Raw genomic sequence first — 18,283 nt, 5'->3', positions numbered from 1 at the left:
ATGTGAAGGATCTTGTAGTCATAGTGAGAAACCTGTGGAAATACTACAATTATATGGGTAATAGAATACCAATACTCAAAGGAGTTAACATGTCGCTGTATAGAGGTGATGTAGGTGGCATACATGGGCCTAGCGGTGCAGGCAAAACAACACTTCTAAAAATTTTGGCAGGCTTGGATAGGCCGGATATGGGAGAGGTTATAATAGAGGGCTATAACTTGAGTATGTTAGATGATGAGGGGTTAGCAGAGCTTAGAACAGGTGTTGTCAGCTTTATTCCACAAGATTATGGTTTGATAGAGGAGTTCACAGTTTATGAAAATATTGAGCTACCCCTCTTGGTATCTGGTGTACCAGAAGAAGAGAGAAAGGCTTTGATTAACGATATCCTCAATTACATGGGTTTAACCGATAAGATAAAAACTAGAGTCAAGTTCTTGAGCGGTGGTGAGAAGCAGAGAGTTGCCATCGCAAGAGCTCTTGTTGTAACGCCATCGCTTTTACTAGCAGATGAACCGACAGCTAATCTAGATTGGGAAAACGCCAAGAAGGTTCTAGAGCTCTTCACAAAAATCAATAGAGATTTCCAAACAACAATCCTAATAGTCTCCCACGATGCACGAGTTCTAGAATACACGAATAGGAGATTCGTTCTAATCGATGGCATTCTAAAGGAAGTTTAAAATATGGCATTCTTTTAACTCTCCAATAGTGATATATAGCTCTTCAGCCTTTCAACAATGTCACGCAACTTATCTTTGTCGCTCTTCAAAGAATCATGGTACTCAGTTACAATAGCGTCAAACCAGTCTAAAGCGGCTAGAGCAGCATCGTAAGGACACATGATATTCCCCTCCGAATCCTCTAGAATCTCCCTATCAACACAATCCTCATGCATCAAACCTCCACATACACTACATTTCACACTTTTTTCATCGCTCCCTATTTCTCTTCCACATATAACACAATACGTTTTGATATTATGATTCTTTTGCAAGGTTGTTCACACGGTCCGTGAAATCATCATTGACGATCAGCTAACCCAGCGTGAGCACATCAATAAAGTTTATTTTTTGAAAACTTATAAATTGATTTGAGGTGCAAACAGCTTGAAAGTAGTAGTACTTGCAGGAGGCCTTGGAAAGAGATTAAGGCCATTGACAGAGGATAGACCTAAAATACTTGTTGAGGTATGTAAAAGGCCTATTCTTGAGTGGCATATTAAATGGCTGAGCAAATACGGGTTTAAAGATTTTGTGTTGCTTCTTGGACATGCCAAGGAAAAGGTTGTAGAGGTTATAGGAAGTGGTAAAAAATATGGGATTAACGTGGCTTATGTCATGGAGGACGAACCTCTTGGCACGGGTGGTGCAATAAAGAATGCAGAGTCTGTTCTGAGAAATGAGGAATGGTTTCTCGTGATAAATGGCGATATAATCACAGATCTGGATCCAACACCATTAATAAATGATGTAGTGAAAGATGATAAAGCTGTAGCTGGTATAGCTCTAGTTCACATGAGAAGTCCGTATGGTATTGTAAAGGTTGTTAATAACTATGTTAAGGAATTTATCGAAAAGCCAATTATAGAGTATACAATAAACGGTGGAGTTTATGTGATGAAGCCTGAGATACTCGATTTTCTGCCTGAAAAGGGCGATATTGAGACAACAGCATTCCCACTTTTGGCTAAAGAAGGCCGATTAAAAGGGCTTGTGTATAGAGATGTGCTTTGGAAGTCTATAGACACCATAAAGGATTTGGAAGAATGTGAGAACCTTATTAGGCAACGGTATCCAAGTTTTTGCGAAGGTCACTAGGCTAAACCGATTTTCTTTTCCATATGCCAAGCTCACTAAATATATAATTGAATGGAAATCCAATTAAAATCCCTATGAGCTGAGCTATAATAGGATTCATAGATAGGCCATATTTTATCGATACAGCTGAAAGATATTGTACAATAGCGCTTGGGGCAGATGATATATGAAATAGAGCAAGGCGGGTCATGGCTTTGCCCGAGCGTCTATCTCTAAAAGTCCACATTTCATGGAGCACAAAATTGAATATAATACTAATTTCTATTGATATTGCGCTTCCTACAGCAAATAGCTGGTTTATGAGTGGCGGGGATAGGAAGCCAATTAGCTGTAGCACACCTAGGTTAACAACTGTCCCTGCTAGACCAACTAACACAAATTTGAATGGCCTCCACCCACTCAATTTCATTACATGGAGAATGTATTGAATTATAGTTTTTGTTCCAAGTTTACTTTTTCCATAGATTCGTGGTCTAAAGATGTATGGCACCTCAGCAACAATTTTTGGGTTGCATCGTTCTAGAATCTCTAGAAGTATTTTGAAGCCGTATGGGTTTAACTTCGATAGATTCTCTAAAACAATTCTCCTCTTAACCATGAAGAAACCTGACATCGGGTCAGATATCCTTCGTACCGATGGCAGAAACAGCTTCGCTATAAGTGTTGCCGTCTTAGATATTAGTAGCCTTGTTTTTGACCACCCAGCAACACCCCCACCTTTCATATATCTCGAGCCAATTACTACATCGGCATCGGTTTTTCTTGCCTCGGAAATCATATCTTTTATGTATTCTGGCGGATGCTGTAAATCAGCATCAAGCACAAGTGCATATTCCTTAGAAGAAAAAATTATGCCATCTATAACAGCTGTTGAAAGACCTTTTAACCCAACTCTTCTAACAACAATCATGTTGTTTCTGAGTAGCTCAATAGCCTTTTTCCAGGTACCATCAGGGCTATTATCATCGACAACCACTATTTCATAATCAACGTCTGTGGGAATATTCTTGTTTATCTCTCCAAGCAGAATGCCTATATTTTCGACTTCGTTATAGGTTGGAACCACTATTGCTACTGACATCATTTGCCTAGACATATTTCTATCCTCATATATCGAGTTTCCACGCTAAAAATATATCTGTTTTATGCTTGTATAATAAAAATGAATAAAATAATTAGCTTCTAATACGTACCCAGCTAATTTCTATAATATTATAGCATATAACATATTTATATCATTTAACTACTGAAAGGTTTTGTGTCTAGGACATGAATTTATACGAGATTTTAAAAAGATTAGAGAGCGTCTATAGACCGAATAAGGATGAATATATTGTTTTGCATATGATTTCCAAAGATAATCAGATAAATCACTTTGAGATTTTGATTGGGATTGTTTTGAGCCAGAATACAAGTGATAGAAATGCTATGCGCGCTTTAAACAATTTGAGAAGAGATCTTGATGGCATAATAGAACCGGAAAGGGTTCTTCGAACTCCAGTTGAGACTATTATAAATGCTATTAGGGTTGCTGGGATTGCCAAGAGAAGGGCAGAAACAATATATGAATTAGCTAAGTGGTTCAAGAGCAATGAAGATATTGTTAGCAAGCTCCCCATGCTAGATGTTGATGAAGCACGAAAAATTCTGATGCAAATACGCGGTGTAGGGCCTAAAACAGCTGATGTGTATCTATTAGCTGTGCTAAGAAAACCGACATTTCCCATAGATGCTCACATCAGAAGAGTTTTAACAAGAATGGGTTTAGCACTTGAAAATGAGGGTTATGAGAATATAAGAAAGAGGGTTGTCTCAGAAACTCATAATGATGTTGATGTTTTGATGAAATTGCACATTTTGTTGATAGAGCATGGAAGGAAAGTCTGTAGGGCTAGGAAACCTCTATGTAATGAGTGTGCGCTAAGAGATTTATGCAGTTACTACAAAAAAGCTGATTTGGGTAAATGAATGTATCAGACAATCCGGGTACATCACTATTCAGAGCTCAGCTACATCATCATTTAACTATATAATCCAAGTTTATCCAAAAATAAATTTATATTGGTTGCACAAGAAGCTGTTTTGATTTGATCATAGTCTCTCTGGAATGATGGTATGTCATACCAGTATAAGTCCGTTGAAGAAGCCTTGAAATTGCTATTACAGCATGTTAAGTTAGAGCCAGGATTTACAGAAGTTGAATTAGATAATGCCGTTGGTATGGTGCTAGCCGAAGATATTTATGCGCCTATAGACCTTCCACCATTTGATAGAAGCGCTGTTGACGGTTATGCAATATGTAGTGAGGCTGTGTCATCAGCTTCTCCACACAATCCAATACCATTGAAGATACAGTTTAGCGATACACTAAACTCGTGTGATGAAGCAATACCCGTTGTTACAGGACAGAAAATGCCTGTAGGAGCCGATGCCGTGGTAATGATAGAGGATGTTACAAGGGATAACAACACAATTTATGTGACAAGACCACTATCAAAATATGCCAACGTTTCTAGAAGAGGAGAAGACATTAAAGCAGGAGAGAAGATAGCGTCAAAAGGGGAAATAATAAAACCCGTGCATGTAGCGATATTCTCGGCCCTTGGAATAACAAAGATAAAGGTTTTCGAAAAGGTCTCTATAGGAGTTATTGCAACAGGCTCCGAGGTTGTGGAACCAGCATACGGTATTAGAGCATACGAAGAAGGCTTGATACTTGACTCAACCTCAGTACTTGTACGAACCACCCTCTCAAAATATCATTTTATAAACACTAAATGGTATGGTATTATCAAAGATGATGAAAAGCAGATAGGGGATGTAATACTAAAGGCCCTTAACGAAAACCAAGCCTTGGTGATTACTGGTGGCACAGGTCCTAGTGACCAAGATAAAACCTTTAATGCTGTTATTAATGTCGGCAAAAATCCGATAATAATTACAAGAGGTCTTGCTATAAAGCCTGGTAGGCCAACATCTATAGTTGTTGTAGAGAATAAACCTATCTTCCTTCTTTCAGGCTTTCCCGTAGCTGCATATATAGCTTTGAATGTCATAGTACTCAACTTTCTATTTAAAGCGCTAGGAATACTTGATGACATGTTTGTCGAGGTTCCAGCCTCAGCAACAAAGAAGGTGAGTGGCTCCATAGGATACGATACATTTGTTAGAGCAAGGATATCGAAATGTGGAGATGAATTATGCGTTGAACCTGTGCTTCTCCACGGCTCTGGAGTATTAAAATCGCTACTTATTTCAAATGCGTTGCTTGTTGTTCCCAGAAATGTTGAAGGTTTTGACAAGGGTGATAGGATATGGGTGAAAATATTGTGAAGAATTATAAAAAAAGAAAGATATTCCATACGTTGCTATCCATCGAGGATGCTATTTCAAGACTTGAAGAACTAAATTTGTTGAAACCTCTTGGTGTAGAGACTGTAGATATATCCCATGCTTATAACAGAGTTTTGGCTGAAGATATTTTTGCTCCAATAGACTATCCACCTTTTGATAGATCTGAGGTTGACGGATATGCAGTCTCCATTAAATCTGTAGAGGGTGTTGATGAGCTCCATCCAGCGAAGTTGAAGGTAATAGGCAAAATCTCGATAGGCGATGTCCCCTCAATCGAAATTGGCGAGGGGGTTGCGGCTGCCATAGATACTGGCGCGATTGTGCCTAGGGGTGCAGACGGTATTGTAATGGAGGAGTACGTTGATAGGGAAAACGATGAGGTAACCATATACAGGGGTGTTTTCCCGGGGGAGAACATATCATATGCAGGAAGCGATATAGCACTTGGCGAAATAGTGTTACATAGAGGCTCTAGACTCTCATATCTAGAGATAGGGGTTTTAGCCGCTTTGGGAATCAAGTATGTCAAGGTGTATAGAAAGCCTAGAGTCGTGGTTGTATCTATTGGCAATGAATTGGAATCACCTGGAAAGGACCTGGCTGTAGGAAAAATCTATGATAGTAATGGCTATGCAGTAACATCTTATCTGAGGTCTATTGGTATCGAAGCTGAATACTATGGCATATTACCTGATAATGAAGACCATGTATATGCAGTGCTAAGCGATTTGGTAGGTAAATACGATGTTATTGTCACATCAGGGGGAACCTCAGCAGGCGAAGAAGATGTGACCTATAGGGTATTTGAGAGGCTAGGGGAGATAATTGTTCATGGACTTAAGGTAAAACCTGGAAAACCAACGGTTGTAGCTGTAACAAGAGAGGGTAAGTTCTTGTTTGGCTTACCAGGTTTCCCACTTTCGGCACTCACAGTTGCGGCAACATTTCTCAGACCTATCTTGGAAAGGCTTGAAGGTTTGGAACCGTCAATTAAATTCATAAAGGCCTTAACAACATTCAAGGTGAGAAAAGACATTGGGAGAACATGGTACGTCCCAGTAATTCTAAGTTTTGTTGGTGGAAGAAGATACGCGATCCTGTTATCGGCTCCGTCAGGTAGCGTCTCATCATTGTTGAAAGCAGATGGCATAGCCGTGCTGAGGGAGGAAAAGGACTATATTGAAGAAGGAGAAGAGGTAGAGATTATACCAGTTGGAGAAAGAGATAAAGAGGCTGTGATAGCTGGAAGCCACGATATATTGTTAACAGTATTGCTATCTAAATTCAATTTAATTCAGAAAACTTCTCTGAGTTTTATAGGATCTTATAAGGGGCTTGAGCTTCTCAGGAAAGGTTACATAGATATTGCACCAATTCATCTCTTTGATCATGTTTCCGGCGAATACAATATGCCATTCATAAAAAGCGATGAAAAATTAAAGAGTAGCGTAGTTCTGGTAAGAGGTTATAAAAGAAGATTGGTGTTGGCGTTTAGAAAGGGCAATCCCAAAAACATTAAGGGATTTGATGATGTGCTAAGAGATGATATAAGGTTTGTCAACAGGAATAGGGGCTCTGGAACAAGAGCATATATCGACAAACTGTTTATGGATCTTTCCAAGCAACTTGGGCTGGGCTTCAATGATTTAACTAGAAGGGTTAATGGGTATTGGTATGAGGTTTCTACACATAGTGGTGTGGCGGCTGCAATTGCCCAGAATAGGGCTGATGTTGGTATTTGTAGCGAGTATGCAGCTGAAAGCTATGGCCTGGACTACATACCGCTGACTTGGGAGCTCTATGACTTCGCAATAAATGCTAGAAGCTTGGAAAAGAGGTTTATACAGAAATTCATTGAGGCTCTAGCCAGCTCAGAGGCAAGGGATCTTGTAAATAGTTTTAAAGGTTATGAGGCAGCCGAAAATATGGGTTCAAAGATCTGTTGCTAATCTTCTAACCTCTTTTCGCGATATTTCATCCGCCAGTCTTATTGGTTCGGGTAGCGCATAAACCTTTTTCCATGTCCTCATAGCAAGGCTTGCTGCTTCATCAGCTGTTATTCTATGGCCGATGGTTACATATATCCTATGCGAATTGTTGGTGAGAACATAGCCAACAACACTATTTTCGACAACTATAGCTTCTCTGCCATCGCGTAAAACTATGTCTCCATAGAGCAATTTCTTTGCTATACCAATTGAAGGCATGTTAAATACTAGGCCTATATGAGAGGCTATGCCAAATCTTCTTGGATGGGCAAGGCCATGACCATTAACGAACAAAACCTCTATGCGAACTTTGTTTAGCAATTTATTTAGGGCCTTGATTATCAAAGGGGCTTCTCTAAAAGCTAGGAAACCTGGTATATAGGGTACAGAAACCTTGTCGCAATATGTTGCATAAGATAATATGCTATCACTTTTAATGTTATATGCCACGACTGTTGCGCAGCCCCAATCTTTTTTGTAGCTAACGTCAGCCCCTCCAACAACATTTATATTATTTATATCGATACCCAGAGAGGCTATAAGGATACGCGAACTTAGAAATGTCTGTGCCTTTTTCGCGCTTTCTATTAGGAATTTCATTACTGTTCTCAGCGCTATAGAGTTATGCTCTTCTCCACTACACCATTCTTTGTTACGGCAATAACATCAATACCGTCACCAGAGACAGCATCTCTTGATATAGCAGCTCTTATAGCTCTAATTGCGAGCTCCATTGCATTCTCTAGGTCCAGCTCTTTCTTATATTCAGCTTCTATTATACCTATCGATATTGGTGCACCTGTTCCCACAGCAGCATAGTCATCCTCAATTACAGAGCCTACGGGATCTAGAACATAGAGGTGATAACCATTTTCATCATATCCCCCAAAAATTATTTCAGATATAAATGGCATTAGCTTATAGCTATATAGAATCGCTGAAAGCAGTTTAGCAGCTGCTCTAACACTTATTTTCGATGATGTAACCAGCTCTCTGTACATTATTTCAGCATTTAGTATTCTATGCAATGTCTGCATATCACCAACGAGCCCTGCAGCAGCCATGGCCATTCTATCCCCTACCCTAAAGACTTTTTTACCTGCTCTGCTAACAATGTACCCTCCATAACTAATCCTTCTTTCAGCTCCTAGAACCACACCAGAATCAGTCTTAATGCCAACAGCTGTCGCACCTGTTACTAATCTTTCATATGACATGTTTTAGCACCTTGCACAAGAATCTCTATAGCTATAGCTCTAATAAAAATGTTAATGCTACCTTTGAATGAGCTCGGAAGGGTCGTAACCATACAGTATCTTAAACAATTTCTTCCCTTCTTCAGTCATCATTGATGGATTCCAGACCTTTTCAAGATCCAATTTAACATGGACTTCTTTATCTGGAAATGCGTTCTTTAAAGCATCTTCAGCTTGTTTAGCAACAAGATGCGCTACTGGGCAAAACGGAGATGTTAGACCTACTGTAACATCTATTCTATTCCCATCAATGTTTATCGAATAGACTAGCCCAAGGTCGTAAACATTAATTGGTATCTCCGGGTCATAAACATTCCTCAAAACATCTATTACCTTCTTTTTCATTTCATCTGAGTTCATCGGCAATTTCCCACCTATAAAATGATAGTTAGAGACTTTATCGGGTTAATACTTTAACCATTATAACGCTATGTATATTGTTTTCTAATTATTTCAACAGCTTTCTTAGTAGCCTCATATGGATCAGGGCTTTTCGTTATTGCAGAGCCCATCACTATTATTTTTGCACCACTCTGAATGAATGTATCTATATCAGCATGTTTTATACCGCCCGCTACAGACACTAAAATATCGCTCTGCGATATCTCTTCTACTTCACGTAGTAATTGCTTTGCTGATAAACCTCTTTTTCTCTGTACATCAACACCTATATGTAGATTAACTATATTCACCCCGTAGCTAGCCAGCCTAAATGCTCTGTCAATAGGATTTTGAACGTATATTAAATCAACGACTAGGTCTACCCCAAGGCTCCTACAAAGCTCTACAGCATCTTTGATTATATCATCTTCTACAATTCCAAGAATTGTAACAGCGTTGGCACCTTCATTTGCATACGGATTGAATTCAAGGGCCATGGCATCAACTGTTTTCAGATCTGCTAAAACAATTTTTTCTCTTGCAATCTTCCTTATTTCTCGTAGTGCATGCAATCCAAAGGATTTTACTAGTGGAGTCCCAATCTCTACGATATCAACATCAGCATTCACAGACTTTATGGCAACATCTATGGCCGCATTCAAATCTATGAGATCCAGTGCTACCTGTAGTAATGGTCTTTTTACAGCTTCTTGATACAGTAAACCCATGTTCTATTCACCATTTGAATCGAGACATTATCTTTTCTAGAAGCAACTTTCCTTCTTTTGTTTTTGGATAACTCACCGTGGATATTGATTGCGGGAATGGGGTCTCTTTAACATATTCTACAAATTTCTTAGGCCAGTTATCAATGTCAAAACCCTTTTGTGCAAGCAAGGCTAATAGCCATCTTTCACTTCCAAAACCAGAACAACCAGTCCAAAGAGTCTCGCCTTTGTTGTGCCTTATTCTAAAAGGTTCTGTGAATTTTGTGCCATGAATAGAGATATTTCCTATTTCAAGCCAGTTTTTATTATCTTCTCTAGGCCCTTTATATGGAAGCCACGCCTCAAAGTCAATTGTTCCTGGCACATTGATGTTTATCTCTCTCTTCTCTTCTTCTACAAGACCGCTTTGCTCATAGAACCATGGTGTTACCCACGCCATTCTCCATTCTAGATCTAGAACCTTGTCCATGAGCCTCTCATAGTTTTCTAAAAGCTTATTCCTAATATCTATGACTTGTTCTGGTTTGCCCAACCACACAACCTCTATTCTATGAAACTCTATAACCCTCTCAATACCGTGTATTCCTCCAGATTCCCATCTAAATGATGGGCCACTCATATCAAACCATTTTATTGGCAGGGTAGAGTCGTCGACTATTTCGTTCTCAAAAAACCAGTAGAAGGGCTCGCATTGAGCAAAACATAGAAAATAGGATGGAGATCTCAAATATTTTTGGAGCTCTTGAGGATCAATTTCATCCATTACATACATATTATCTATAAGCTCTTCGTATTCTGAAATATCATAGCTTCTTGGCAGTGAAGCAAATACCATGGAGTTTATAACGCCCCTTAAATGGCCTGTTTTCAAGCCAACTTCAAGTGGATACATCTTTGGGAATATGGCTTCCTGAAAGCCTAGTGGTTTTACAACCTCATCTAAAAACAGTTTTTTGAGAGCATTTAGAAGATGTGTTATTGGTGGTGTATAGAGCCACTGTCCTATGCTCATCCTCTTTATCCATCCGATATCCTCTAGGATCTTATTTGGATCCTCAGCTATAGGCTTTTCAATCTTGGTACCACTGCTTTTTATAAGAATCCAGTGCTCAGCTTTTCCACCCCATTTTACTCTCTTCTCCTTCTCCTCTATTAATCTGATTAGGCGCAGAAATAGAGGCTTCTTCAAATCTTCTTCATGAAGCTCTGAGAGCTCAATTACACTCTTGTCTCCTTCTACGCTAATGTTCCGAATAAATGGTAGCCTCAATGATATGCTAATCTTACCTTCTATAACTATTTTAACATCCTTTAAAATAATGTCACGAACGCCGATCTTGTACTTAGGCCCTAGATTATTTGCAAAAGCATTTTTTATACGAAGCGAGGCCTCGTCTGGTCTAACCCTACTGCCCGTCTCTATCCTCATTGATATAATATTTGATGATATGCTATACTCTTTTATTGTTGCAGCATCTTCTGGCCTCTTGGCCCCCCTCTTAAGATAGTCTCTATTGAGAAATTCAACTAGATTTTTAACATCCTTGGCCATCTCATTACTTAAAGGTTTATTAAATACTATTTCAAGCGTCCCAACAAAAATCATGTACTATCACATAGATACAACATTTCAATTTTTGTTGAAACGTAATAAAAATTTAAGCTATGATGAATAACAAACCAAATACCCCTGTAAAAAAGGTTTTGTGGACAACGGGCTGTGGAAATATGTTAGATGGATACGAGATTTCTAGATATGATAGGCAGATAAGACTGTTTGGTGTAGAGGGGCAGGAGAAGCTGAAAAATGCAACTGTTCTAGTTGTTGGTGCTGGTGGACTTGGCTCAGTGGTGCTAACATATCTAGCTTATGCAGGTGTTGGTAGATTAATAGTTGTTGACAAGGAGTATGTAGAGTTGTCCAATCTCAATAGGCAGATTCTATATAAAGATTCTGATATTGGAAAACCCAAGGCTGAGGTGGTGTGTGAGAAAATTAAAGAAATCTATCCTAGAATACGAGTGGAGTGTTACAATAGAGCATTTGACAGAGAATTCGGAGAGGAAATTGTGAAAATAGCCGATGTTGTTGTAGATGCATTGGATAACTGGGATGACAGACTTCTCTTAAATGAGCTTTGTGTCAAGTACAGAAAACCATTGATTCATGCAGGTGTAGAGGGATGGTATGGACAAATCACAACAATAATACCAGGCAAAACACCGTGTCTACACTGCATAAGACCTCTAAGACAAACCAGAAGAAGCGATGTTAGAAATCCTCTGCCCGTTATAGGTGTTACACCAGGTGCTTTAGGAGTTCTACAAGCAGCCGAAGCAATAAAACTCATTACAAATACTGGTCACCCTCTCTACGGCAGACTTCTGATAGTAGATCTCTACTCAATGGAGTTTAGAAGCATAGAAATCAAGCGCAATCCACGTTGCCCTGTATGTGGCAGCATTTCCTAGAGCTAGTGGTATCAGATTACAATGAAGAGCAACATCTTAATTAAGGTGTTTGCCTCTAATTCATCTTGAAAATTAAAGAGAAAATGATCTGCAACAATCCTTCACATATCAAATAGGCTTCACAAGATTCAACTCTTTTAATATATTGATTATCTTCCATAGTGTTCTAGGGTCAACGTCTTTGCAGTATTCATTCCAAATACCTTCTCTTATTTCATCTATAGTACGTGGTTTGATCATAAGTAGTAACGGTATGTATCTTGTGAGCAAGAAGTTTGTAAAATCGTCTTCTGTCAGCTTCATTATTTCTTCAAGCTTGTTGTGAAGTCTTCGCATTATATATCTTAGGCTTAGGACACCCTTAGGTCCTACATACACATATTTTTCATTATGATTGTTCCCAAAGCTTTCGACTTGCAAATTGCTATTTGTGTCACATAGCTTGAGTCTGCTATACCCATTTCTGAAACCTTTATACACATCAAGAAAAGATTCTTTTGGCAAATCAGCTAGTACTATCCACGAGAAAACACCTATCGAAGTTCCAATTGCTTTAGCAATTTCAAAATCAAATTTGTGTATATCGTCTTCGTCTGTATGATAATATATGTCAGGCCATTGGTTCAGCATTACTGATGGTATTGAGAATTGCAGGTATATGTCATGGTCGCTACCACCTTCGTATGGTAGTACATCGAATCTATATCTAATGATATTAGCCACTTTGTTGAAAGATGGGTTGCTCGTTGATAGTACATCGATTAGTATCTTTGTTATGAGTGATTCATATATAGGATTCGAGATGAAGTAGGGTGGAAGTATGAGATTTAGAGTCGATTTAGTTATTTCTTGTTTTTCGCCAATCATATCTAGATTTATTCCAAAAGAGATGTGTTTTTCCTCATCAAGAACCCTCTTCATAAGAAATGGTAGTGTACCATAGTATTCTGGGAACCATAAAAAAGATATGCCTTTTTTAGCAATGTGCTTTATGTGGCCCTTGGAAATCAGCCGGTCTAAAGATAAAACTGTTTCCATTAATGTTGCTGCTCCACTTACATTGTCATTTATCTCATGGCTGGGGTGACAATAATGAGCAAATATATGCATCTCCTCGTTGTAATCATTATCGTTGAGTGATGCCTCTACCACAACTATGTCAGCATTTGCCACAAACTTGGATTCAACATCTATTCTCGCAACAACTTTCTCTCCTCTCTCTAAATAAGACAGAATCTTGTTGACGTTTTTTCTCGGTATGGCAGCAGCAGGGGCTGTATAATTTGATGCCTCAGCTGGTGTAAGAAAAAGTGTTAGGTATGGAGTAGCCGAGTCGTTGATACCCTTCTTATAGAATAAGAACCCTATGGCACCAGCTTTTGAAAATCTTGTGTAGACAATATATGGATTACCATAGCTTAGAACAATCTTGTTTCTTACTTTATCCTCATTCAATAGAGATTCATTATCGCCCTTGCCCACGTAGATTACTTCGCCTTCCACAGTGCCTGGCGGGGAATGGGCAACAGCACAATTTTTGGTGTAGAGAGATGATGAGAGAAGTATATGTGTAGGTTCCACAACTTCAGCTTCGCATTTACTTAAATTCCACCCTACAACTGGATCGTGTAAACCATAGGATTCTCCATATGAAAAAACATGTCTTTTTACATCAAATGTGCTGAGCTGCCTCAAGGTGCTATAGATATACTCTGCAGCGTATCTAAGCTCATCAGATCCCTGTATCCTGTGGAACTTAGCTAACGTAGTTACAATCTCTTTCATTTCGATAATGGAAAAATTACCAGCTAGGGTTGACGCCATATCGATTATCTTCATATGCTAATCCCTCGAGTGCGGTTTTTAGACATTACATAATATGGTTTATTTATTGCTTGAAATATTGTAATGAAAGTTGCTTTAATCTGCAATATAATTGTTGCTATTAAATCAATTGGGGTTACAATAGAATAAAGCTAAATCTCTTAACCTCTTATCTCTGGTTTACAACGGAAGTTGTTGACAGAGATGATTTTAATGGATGTGGCTGTTATTGGAGCAGGAATCTCAGGTTTGCTCTCAGCATATCATTTAATAACAAAAGGTGTTAATGTCACCATATTTGAAAGAAGAGATAGCTTTCCAAGAGCGCATTGTACAGGTATTGTATCAAGGTCTACATTGGAGAATATGCCATATGCAAACAACTTTGTTGTTAGCAGATACAATAAAGTCGCTTTCTATCTCAGTATACATGGAAAGATTTCGCAAATCAATATTCGTTTTAGAGGATTTGTTGCTTATAAAATCGATAGATATGCACATGAAATTGCATTGATTCAACATGTAAAAGAGTTGGGCGTGCCAATAAATCCCATGTCAACAGTCTTGGAAATTAATGAAGAATCTGCCGGCACCGAGGTGGAGATTTATGATCGAAATAATGCTACGACTAAAAGACAACTCTTTGACAAAGTTGTTGTGGCTGAAGGCTACCCTGGTACGCTTTCAGCAAAAATTGGATGCAAATCCTTTTCTACTTCCTTGCATGCAATTCAAAGGGATTATGTTATAAGAGGAGCTTTGCTCGATGAACACACTCTATATATTTACATAGATCCGCATATATTTGGCTATGGGTTTGCATGGCTTGTGCCATTCGGCGATGGAAAGGCTGTTATAGGCTATGCTGGTGAGGGGTTTCCATCATTAGCTATATACACAAAGGTTGTCAAATTCTTCAGCAACACAGTTGGGGTTGATGTAAAAGAGCATGTCAGCAGTTTCTATGGAGGTAATGTACTAATAGGCTATCCCATTGAATTCTTTAGTAAAAAAGGTAAAAGTATTTGTATAGGAGATGCAGTGGCTATGGTAAAGAGCATTAGTGGGGGAGGTCTATATGCAATATCTTCTACATCAAAAATGTTATCAGATTTGATCATTAGAGAGGATAGAAAAGCTGTGAATAGTTTATACAACATGGCTAAAGAGCTTAGAAAACAATACTACATAAAGAAGCTTTTATGGGAAACCATTTCCAATTCAATATACGGTCGTATTATAAGTCTATTGACAAGGCATCGAACTATTGAATTCGAGGCAAAAAATCTAGAGTATTTCGATAAACATGAAAAGGTGTTGGCAAACATTTTGCTAGAACTATACAAGTTATTTGAATATTAGTGTAAATTACCTAGGATTTCATTAAGCAATCTATAATTTCATTGATTGTTTTTGAAACCACAGGGCTTAGCTCTGTTCCAAAATCGAGGTTCTCTACAACAATGCCAAAGAGCTTGATGTCGCCCTTAGAAATGTTTTCTCTAAGTAATTTTATTGAGAGTGTTAATGGGATTGAATGCGTTGATGTAAAAACGACATCCTCATTAACATCCTCCAAATCGAGTGAAACAATAAAGCCGGGTTCAATAGAATTTGAGATTGCAGCATCGCAAATAGCAATATTATTAGAGTTCCTCTCCTTAACTTCATATACGCAATTCTCTAAGCCAAATTCGCATTCAACAATGTTATCATAGATATTGTATTTTTTGAGAAGGTTGCAAAACTCTAAACAAGCCCTGTCGTCTCCTCTTAGAAATGTGCCTATGCACACCATCAAATACTTAGATGATATTATATTGCGTAGAAACTCACAAGCATCTTTAACACTAAGCTTTTTTATCATCTTTTACCACGCTTAGCAATAACCTCTACAGCTCTTTTAATTGATGGCTCAATACGATGTATTATTTCAGCCAGCCTAGATCCGTAGTAGTTCTCAATATCGGCTATATATGGTATGCAACCAAGATAATCTAAGTTGAGTTGTGTCGCCATTTTACGTATTTTCTCGGTCTCGGACATATCCATGCACATATTACCCATGATGCCAGTAATAGGAGCCCTCTCTTGTAGTAGACTGTTTGCAAGTTTTTCTACAGATTTGAGTGCTAACAGCTGGGGTGTTGTAATCAGGATTATCAGTGTCTTAGATAATGTAAACAATCGGAGGAATTCGAGATGGGAATCTGAGAACCCTGGTGGCATGTCAATGAAAAGTATGTCGCCATTCCATTTAGTTATGGAGAGGATCTCTCTAACAGCATTCTCAATCTCTTTTCCTCTAAGAGGTATAGAAGATTCTTGTACAAAGTATGCCATGGTCATCAACTCTGTTTTTGCAGAAACTTTGAATGGTTTTATACCCTTCTCTTCCTCTATTTTAATACTTTTCATATCTAGACCTAGAACCATGTGAAGAGTTGGATTTGTTAAATCCATGTCCAACAGAGAGACAGTAACATCATAATTATTTGCTAGTATGTAGGCTAGTACAGCTACTGAAAATGTTTTTCCAACTCCACCCTTAGAGCTCATTACAGCAACAAATGCATCAAATTTCTCTAAATTCTTCTTTATAGCAGCTGTCCTAGGGTCTATTGTCATATCAACCACAGCTCACAACCTTATATAAACCCCTCTGCCACTAACTATTTCAAAATCATGAGAACCGCATTTAGGACATTGTATAAACCCATGCGCAGCCTCGGGTATAAAATGTATGGATTCTCTAGCCTCAGCACTTAGGCTTGTGTCATCTAGCCTCCAGACATAGCCACATCTATTGCATCTAAAACTTGCCTTTTCCTCAACAATTCTAAAATTCTTTATAATAACGTTGTTCTCCTCTTTTGCAAGATTCCTCAATTCATTGAGCGCAAACTCAAAAACTTCAATATCTATCCCCTGCAGCTCTCCAACAACTATCTCAACACTATCAATGACATTCTTGTTCTCGCTTTTAGCTTTCTCTGTAATTGTTAAAATAATGGATTCTGCCAAAGCCCATTCATGCATTTCCTTTCACATATAAAACCTCTGAGCTCCACTTCTTTGATGATTAAGGAAGAAATTTATAAACATTTTTACAATGAATTCAAACAATGCTTAGTAAAATGGCTAACGCAAACTTATCAGTGTGAAGCCTTTTAGATTTGATTTTCATTAGAGGTATCTATAGAAAAGAACCTACTGAGAAATTATTCTTTGCTTGTTAACGATTTCTCAAAATATGTTAACACGTTATATAGCTCTACAATTAATTCGTGGAGCACATTATCTCTATATAGAGTCTCTAGATGTACTTTTGATTCTATAGTTATGCCAATTTCGGTTCTCTCATTTGTTATCATAGAAACTGTTGTTTGATGTTTCCTCAGATTCTTTCCTATGTAGAAACCTTTAATAATTGTCACATTAAAATCATTTATGAATTTTTTATCAATGGTTTCTACAACCATGCCCAAATCCCTGAAAGCTTGTAGTACATGAGCTGCAGACTCCAATTTTGGCGCTATAATCATTCGAAGTATAATTGTTGGCTCTTCTACAATATTTGCTAAAGATAGTAGGATCTTATTTAAGGATATCAAGAACCTTTTAAAGTTACCTGCAACGGTTTGAATATTGTTTTTGGTGTTTATAAATGTTGCTAAAGTTCCTTCGCCATTTGGTGATATATACACCCTTACCTCAAAATCCTTCCCTATTATGACAATTCTTGAGCAGCTAGGCCTCTCTATGGCAACTGAAATAGCATCGTCTTTGAATAGTGCATAGAATTCATAGCAAAGTTCATCAATGTTACTCGCATTTATTTTAAATCTCTCTATAAAACCTATTACAACATCATTATAATTTACCATAAGTTTTTGTCCTCTCTACACAAAAACTGTATGTCTCGTAAAGCTGAAATTCGGAGAATATATTTATTGCTTCAATATTAGAGTGTGTGACATCAGCTATGGCAACACCTTCATTAGGTAGACCATAGACTACATAACCTCTTAGAAGGGTTGTTTGTAAAGCCAAGGCAAGCAAATCTTCTTCGCCATCCACTATTACGAGGCTTTTTGGCCTTTCCATAGAATCTCTGATAACAGTCATGCAATCAACTGATATTGAACCTCTTGGATTGCAGCACCTAGCTACGTACTCAAAATAATTTAACATGTGTTCTGACTTATGCGGCTTTCTCATAATATTTCCGTCTATTATACACATTCTTGGCGTGCCTACATGAAGCAAGAATGTCTCACAAGTATAGTCTCCCACTACATAAACATCTTGTAGTTTGTCATAGAAAATAGATTTAAGTATGGTAGCCACATATTCTCTAGGTCCCTTTAATAATATTAAATTTTTGTTAAATAATTGAGGTGCTGAAAGCCTTTTTCTTAATTCATCAGGCATTCTATAAAGCTTCATTGTCTGGAGTA

20 protein-coding genes are annotated in these 18,283 nt (G+C 38.1%); 7 read left to right on the top strand and 13 right to left on the bottom strand.

What is annotated here, in order from left to right; translation table 11 throughout:
- Positions 1-2 precede the first annotated feature (2 nt).
- Positions 3-683, top strand: coding sequence for an ABC transporter ATP-binding protein (locus QW284_01420; protein ID MEM0338334.1), 681 nt, complete (start codon positions 3-5; stop codon positions 681-683).
- Positions 684-697: 14 nt separating this feature from the next.
- Here QW284_01420 and QW284_01415 read toward each other — a convergent pair whose 3' ends face one another.
- Complete coding sequence (locus QW284_01415; GenBank protein ID MEM0338333.1) at positions 698-898, bottom strand: hypothetical protein; 201 nt, start codon at positions 896-898, stop codon at positions 698-700.
- A gap of 211 nt (positions 899-1,109) precedes the next feature.
- On the opposite strand from QW284_01415, the gene QW284_01410 reads away from it, so the two are divergent.
- Positions 1,110-1,820 carry a nucleotidyltransferase family protein gene (locus tag QW284_01410; GenBank protein MEM0338332.1) on the top strand — a complete coding sequence of 237 codons (711 nt, stop codon included), beginning with the start codon at positions 1,110-1,112 and terminating at the stop codon, positions 1,818-1,820.
- Between the two features lies 1 nt (position 1,821).
- Here the strand turns inward: QW284_01410 and QW284_01405 are convergent, their stop codons facing one another.
- Complete coding sequence (locus QW284_01405; GenBank protein ID MEM0338331.1) at positions 1,822-2,916, bottom strand: glycosyltransferase family 2 protein; 1,095 nt, start codon at positions 2,914-2,916, stop codon at positions 1,822-1,824.
- Positions 2,917-3,089: 173 nt separating this feature from the next.
- Here QW284_01405 and QW284_01400 point away from each other — a divergent pair, with 173 nt between their 5' ends.
- The 3 genes from QW284_01400 (at position 3,090) to QW284_01390 (ending at position 7,123) form a co-directional block, all read left to right on the top strand.
- Positions 3,090-3,788: an endonuclease III gene (locus tag QW284_01400; GenBank protein ID MEM0338330.1), complete on the top strand. Its 699-nt coding sequence runs from the start codon at positions 3,090-3,092 to the stop codon at positions 3,786-3,788.
- Positions 3,789-3,935: 147 nt separating this feature from the next.
- Entirely contained in the window at positions 3,936-5,153 is a 1,218-nt protein-coding gene (locus tag QW284_01395; protein MEM0338329.1) for a molybdopterin molybdotransferase MoeA, read from the top strand.
- Positions 5,135-7,123, top strand: a complete 1,989-nt coding sequence (locus QW284_01390) for a molybdopterin biosynthesis protein (GenBank protein MEM0338328.1) — start codon at positions 5,135-5,137, stop codon at positions 7,121-7,123. The genes QW284_01395 and QW284_01390 overlap by 19 nt, the downstream gene beginning before the upstream one ends.
- Here the strand turns inward: QW284_01390 and QW284_01385 are convergent.
- The 5 genes from QW284_01385 to QW284_01365 all read right to left on the bottom strand — a co-directional run bounded on the left by QW284_01385 (position 7,106) and on the right by QW284_01365 (position 11,133).
- Entirely contained in the window at positions 7,106-7,762 is a 657-nt protein-coding gene (locus tag QW284_01385; GenBank protein ID MEM0338327.1) for an endonuclease V, read from the bottom strand. The genes QW284_01390 and QW284_01385 overlap by 18 nt on opposite strands.
- A gap of 14 nt (positions 7,763-7,776) precedes the next feature.
- Positions 7,777-8,379 (bottom strand): archaeal proteasome endopeptidase complex subunit beta, encoded by a 603-nt coding sequence (gene psmB / locus QW284_01380; GenBank protein ID MEM0338326.1) that lies wholly within the window; start codon positions 8,377-8,379, stop codon positions 7,777-7,779.
- 57 nt (positions 8,380-8,436) lie between these two features.
- Positions 8,437-8,778: a metal-sulfur cluster assembly factor gene (locus tag QW284_01375; protein MEM0338325.1), complete on the bottom strand. Its 342-nt coding sequence runs from the start codon at positions 8,776-8,778 to the stop codon at positions 8,437-8,439.
- A gap of 68 nt (positions 8,779-8,846) precedes the next feature.
- Entirely contained in the window at positions 8,847-9,527 is a 681-nt protein-coding gene (locus tag QW284_01370) for an orotidine 5'-phosphate decarboxylase / HUMPS family protein (protein MEM0338324.1), read from the bottom strand.
- 7 nt (positions 9,528-9,534) lie between these two features.
- Positions 9,535-11,133: a serine--tRNA ligase gene (locus QW284_01365; GenBank protein ID MEM0338323.1), complete on the bottom strand. Its 1,599-nt coding sequence runs from the start codon at positions 11,131-11,133 to the stop codon at positions 9,535-9,537.
- A gap of 122 nt (positions 11,134-11,255) precedes the next feature.
- Between QW284_01365 and QW284_01360 the strand changes: the two genes are divergently transcribed.
- On the top strand, positions 11,256-11,999 hold the full coding sequence (locus tag QW284_01360; GenBank protein MEM0338322.1) for a HesA/MoeB/ThiF family protein: 744 nt from the start codon (positions 11,256-11,258) through the stop codon (positions 11,997-11,999).
- 108 nt (positions 12,000-12,107) lie between these two features.
- Here QW284_01360 and QW284_01355 read toward each other — a convergent pair whose 3' ends face one another.
- The gene (locus QW284_01355; protein MEM0338321.1) at positions 12,108-13,838 is read right to left on the bottom strand and encodes a DUF4910 domain-containing protein; all 1,731 of its coding nucleotides are present in this window, start codon (positions 13,836-13,838) and stop codon (positions 12,108-12,110) included.
- 198 nt (positions 13,839-14,036) lie between these two features.
- Between QW284_01355 and QW284_01350 the strand changes: the two genes are divergently transcribed.
- Positions 14,037-15,185: an NAD(P)/FAD-dependent oxidoreductase gene (locus QW284_01350; GenBank protein ID MEM0338320.1), complete on the top strand. Its 1,149-nt coding sequence runs from the start codon at positions 14,037-14,039 to the stop codon at positions 15,183-15,185.
- A gap of 10 nt (positions 15,186-15,195) precedes the next feature.
- On the opposite strand, the gene QW284_01345 is transcribed toward QW284_01350, so the two are convergent.
- The 5 genes from QW284_01345 to QW284_01325 all read right to left on the bottom strand — a co-directional run bounded on the left by QW284_01345 (position 15,196) and on the right by QW284_01325 (position 18,272).
- A complete protein-coding gene (locus QW284_01345; GenBank protein MEM0338319.1) occupies positions 15,196-15,690 on the bottom strand; it encodes a hydrogenase maturation protease in 495 nt (164 codons plus the stop codon).
- Positions 15,687-16,451: a P-loop NTPase gene (locus tag QW284_01340; GenBank protein ID MEM0338318.1), complete on the bottom strand. Its 765-nt coding sequence runs from the start codon at positions 16,449-16,451 to the stop codon at positions 15,687-15,689. Before QW284_01340 ends, QW284_01345 begins: the two co-directional genes overlap by 4 nt.
- 12 nt (positions 16,452-16,463) lie before the next feature.
- Positions 16,464-16,862 (bottom strand): hydrogenase nickel incorporation protein HypA, encoded by a 399-nt coding sequence (gene hypA / locus QW284_01335; GenBank protein ID MEM0338317.1) that lies wholly within the window; start codon positions 16,860-16,862, stop codon positions 16,464-16,466.
- Positions 16,863-17,044: 182 nt separating this feature from the next.
- Positions 17,045-17,710, bottom strand: coding sequence for a hypothetical protein (locus tag QW284_01330; protein ID MEM0338316.1), 666 nt, complete (start codon positions 17,708-17,710; stop codon positions 17,045-17,047).
- Positions 17,697-18,272 (bottom strand): DUF359 domain-containing protein, encoded by a 576-nt coding sequence (locus QW284_01325; GenBank protein ID MEM0338315.1) that lies wholly within the window; start codon positions 18,270-18,272, stop codon positions 17,697-17,699. Before QW284_01325 ends, QW284_01330 begins: the two co-directional genes overlap by 14 nt.
- Positions 18,273-18,283: the final 11 nt, after the last annotated feature.

The organism is Ignisphaera sp., assembly GCA_038735125.1.
In the GTDB taxonomy this organism is placed as follows: domain Archaea; phylum Thermoproteota; class Thermoprotei_A; order Sulfolobales; family Ignisphaeraceae; genus Ignisphaera.
This window is presented reverse-complemented; position numbering and strand designations above follow the sequence as displayed.

Excerpts from the sequence above, each read along its gene's own strand:
- QW284_01390 (MEM0338328.1), top strand. The coding sequence starts at position 5,135 with ATGGGTGAAAATATTGTGAAGAATTATAAAAAAAGAAAGATATTCCAT.
- QW284_01345 (MEM0338319.1), bottom strand. The coding sequence starts at position 15,690 with ATGATAAAAAAGCTTAGTGTTAAAGATGCTTGTGAGTTTCTACGCAAT.
- QW284_01340 (MEM0338318.1), bottom strand. The coding sequence starts at position 16,451 with ATGACAATAGACCCTAGGACAGCTGCTATAAAGAAGAATTTAGAGAAA.
- QW284_01325 (MEM0338315.1), bottom strand. The coding sequence starts at position 18,272 with ATGAAGCTTTATAGAATGCCTGATGAATTAAGAAAAAGGCTTTCAGCA.
- QW284_01375 (MEM0338325.1), bottom strand. The coding sequence starts at position 8,778 with ATGAACTCAGATGAAATGAAAAAGAAGGTAATAGATGTTTTGAGGAAT.
- QW284_01355 (MEM0338321.1), bottom strand. The coding sequence starts at position 13,838 with ATGAAGATAATCGATATGGCGTCAACCCTAGCTGGTAATTTTTCCATT.
- QW284_01400 (MEM0338330.1), top strand. The coding sequence starts at position 3,090 with ATGAATTTATACGAGATTTTAAAAAGATTAGAGAGCGTCTATAGACCG.
- QW284_01360 (MEM0338322.1), top strand. The coding sequence starts at position 11,256 with ATGTTAGATGGATACGAGATTTCTAGATATGATAGGCAGATAAGACTG.
- QW284_01350 (MEM0338320.1), top strand. The coding sequence starts at position 14,037 with ATGGATGTGGCTGTTATTGGAGCAGGAATCTCAGGTTTGCTCTCAGCA.
- QW284_01365 (MEM0338323.1), bottom strand. The coding sequence starts at position 11,133 with ATGATTTTTGTTGGGACGCTTGAAATAGTATTTAATAAACCTTTAAGT.
- QW284_01415 (MEM0338333.1), bottom strand. The coding sequence starts at position 898 with ATGCATGAGGATTGTGTTGATAGGGAGATTCTAGAGGATTCGGAGGGG.
- QW284_01370 (MEM0338324.1), bottom strand. The coding sequence starts at position 9,527 with ATGGGTTTACTGTATCAAGAAGCTGTAAAAAGACCATTACTACAGGTA.
- hypA (MEM0338317.1), bottom strand. The coding sequence starts at position 16,862 with ATGCATGAATGGGCTTTGGCAGAATCCATTATTTTAACAATTACAGAG.
- QW284_01385 (MEM0338327.1), bottom strand. The coding sequence starts at position 7,762 with ATGAAATTCCTAATAGAAAGCGCGAAAAAGGCACAGACATTTCTAAGT.
- psmB (MEM0338326.1), bottom strand. The coding sequence starts at position 8,379 with ATGTCATATGAAAGATTAGTAACAGGTGCGACAGCTGTTGGCATTAAG.
- QW284_01395 (MEM0338329.1), top strand. The coding sequence starts at position 3,936 with ATGTCATACCAGTATAAGTCCGTTGAAGAAGCCTTGAAATTGCTATTA.
- QW284_01405 (MEM0338331.1), bottom strand. The coding sequence starts at position 2,916 with ATGTCTAGGCAAATGATGTCAGTAGCAATAGTGGTTCCAACCTATAAC.
- QW284_01330 (MEM0338316.1), bottom strand. The coding sequence starts at position 17,710 with ATGGTAAATTATAATGATGTTGTAATAGGTTTTATAGAGAGATTTAAA.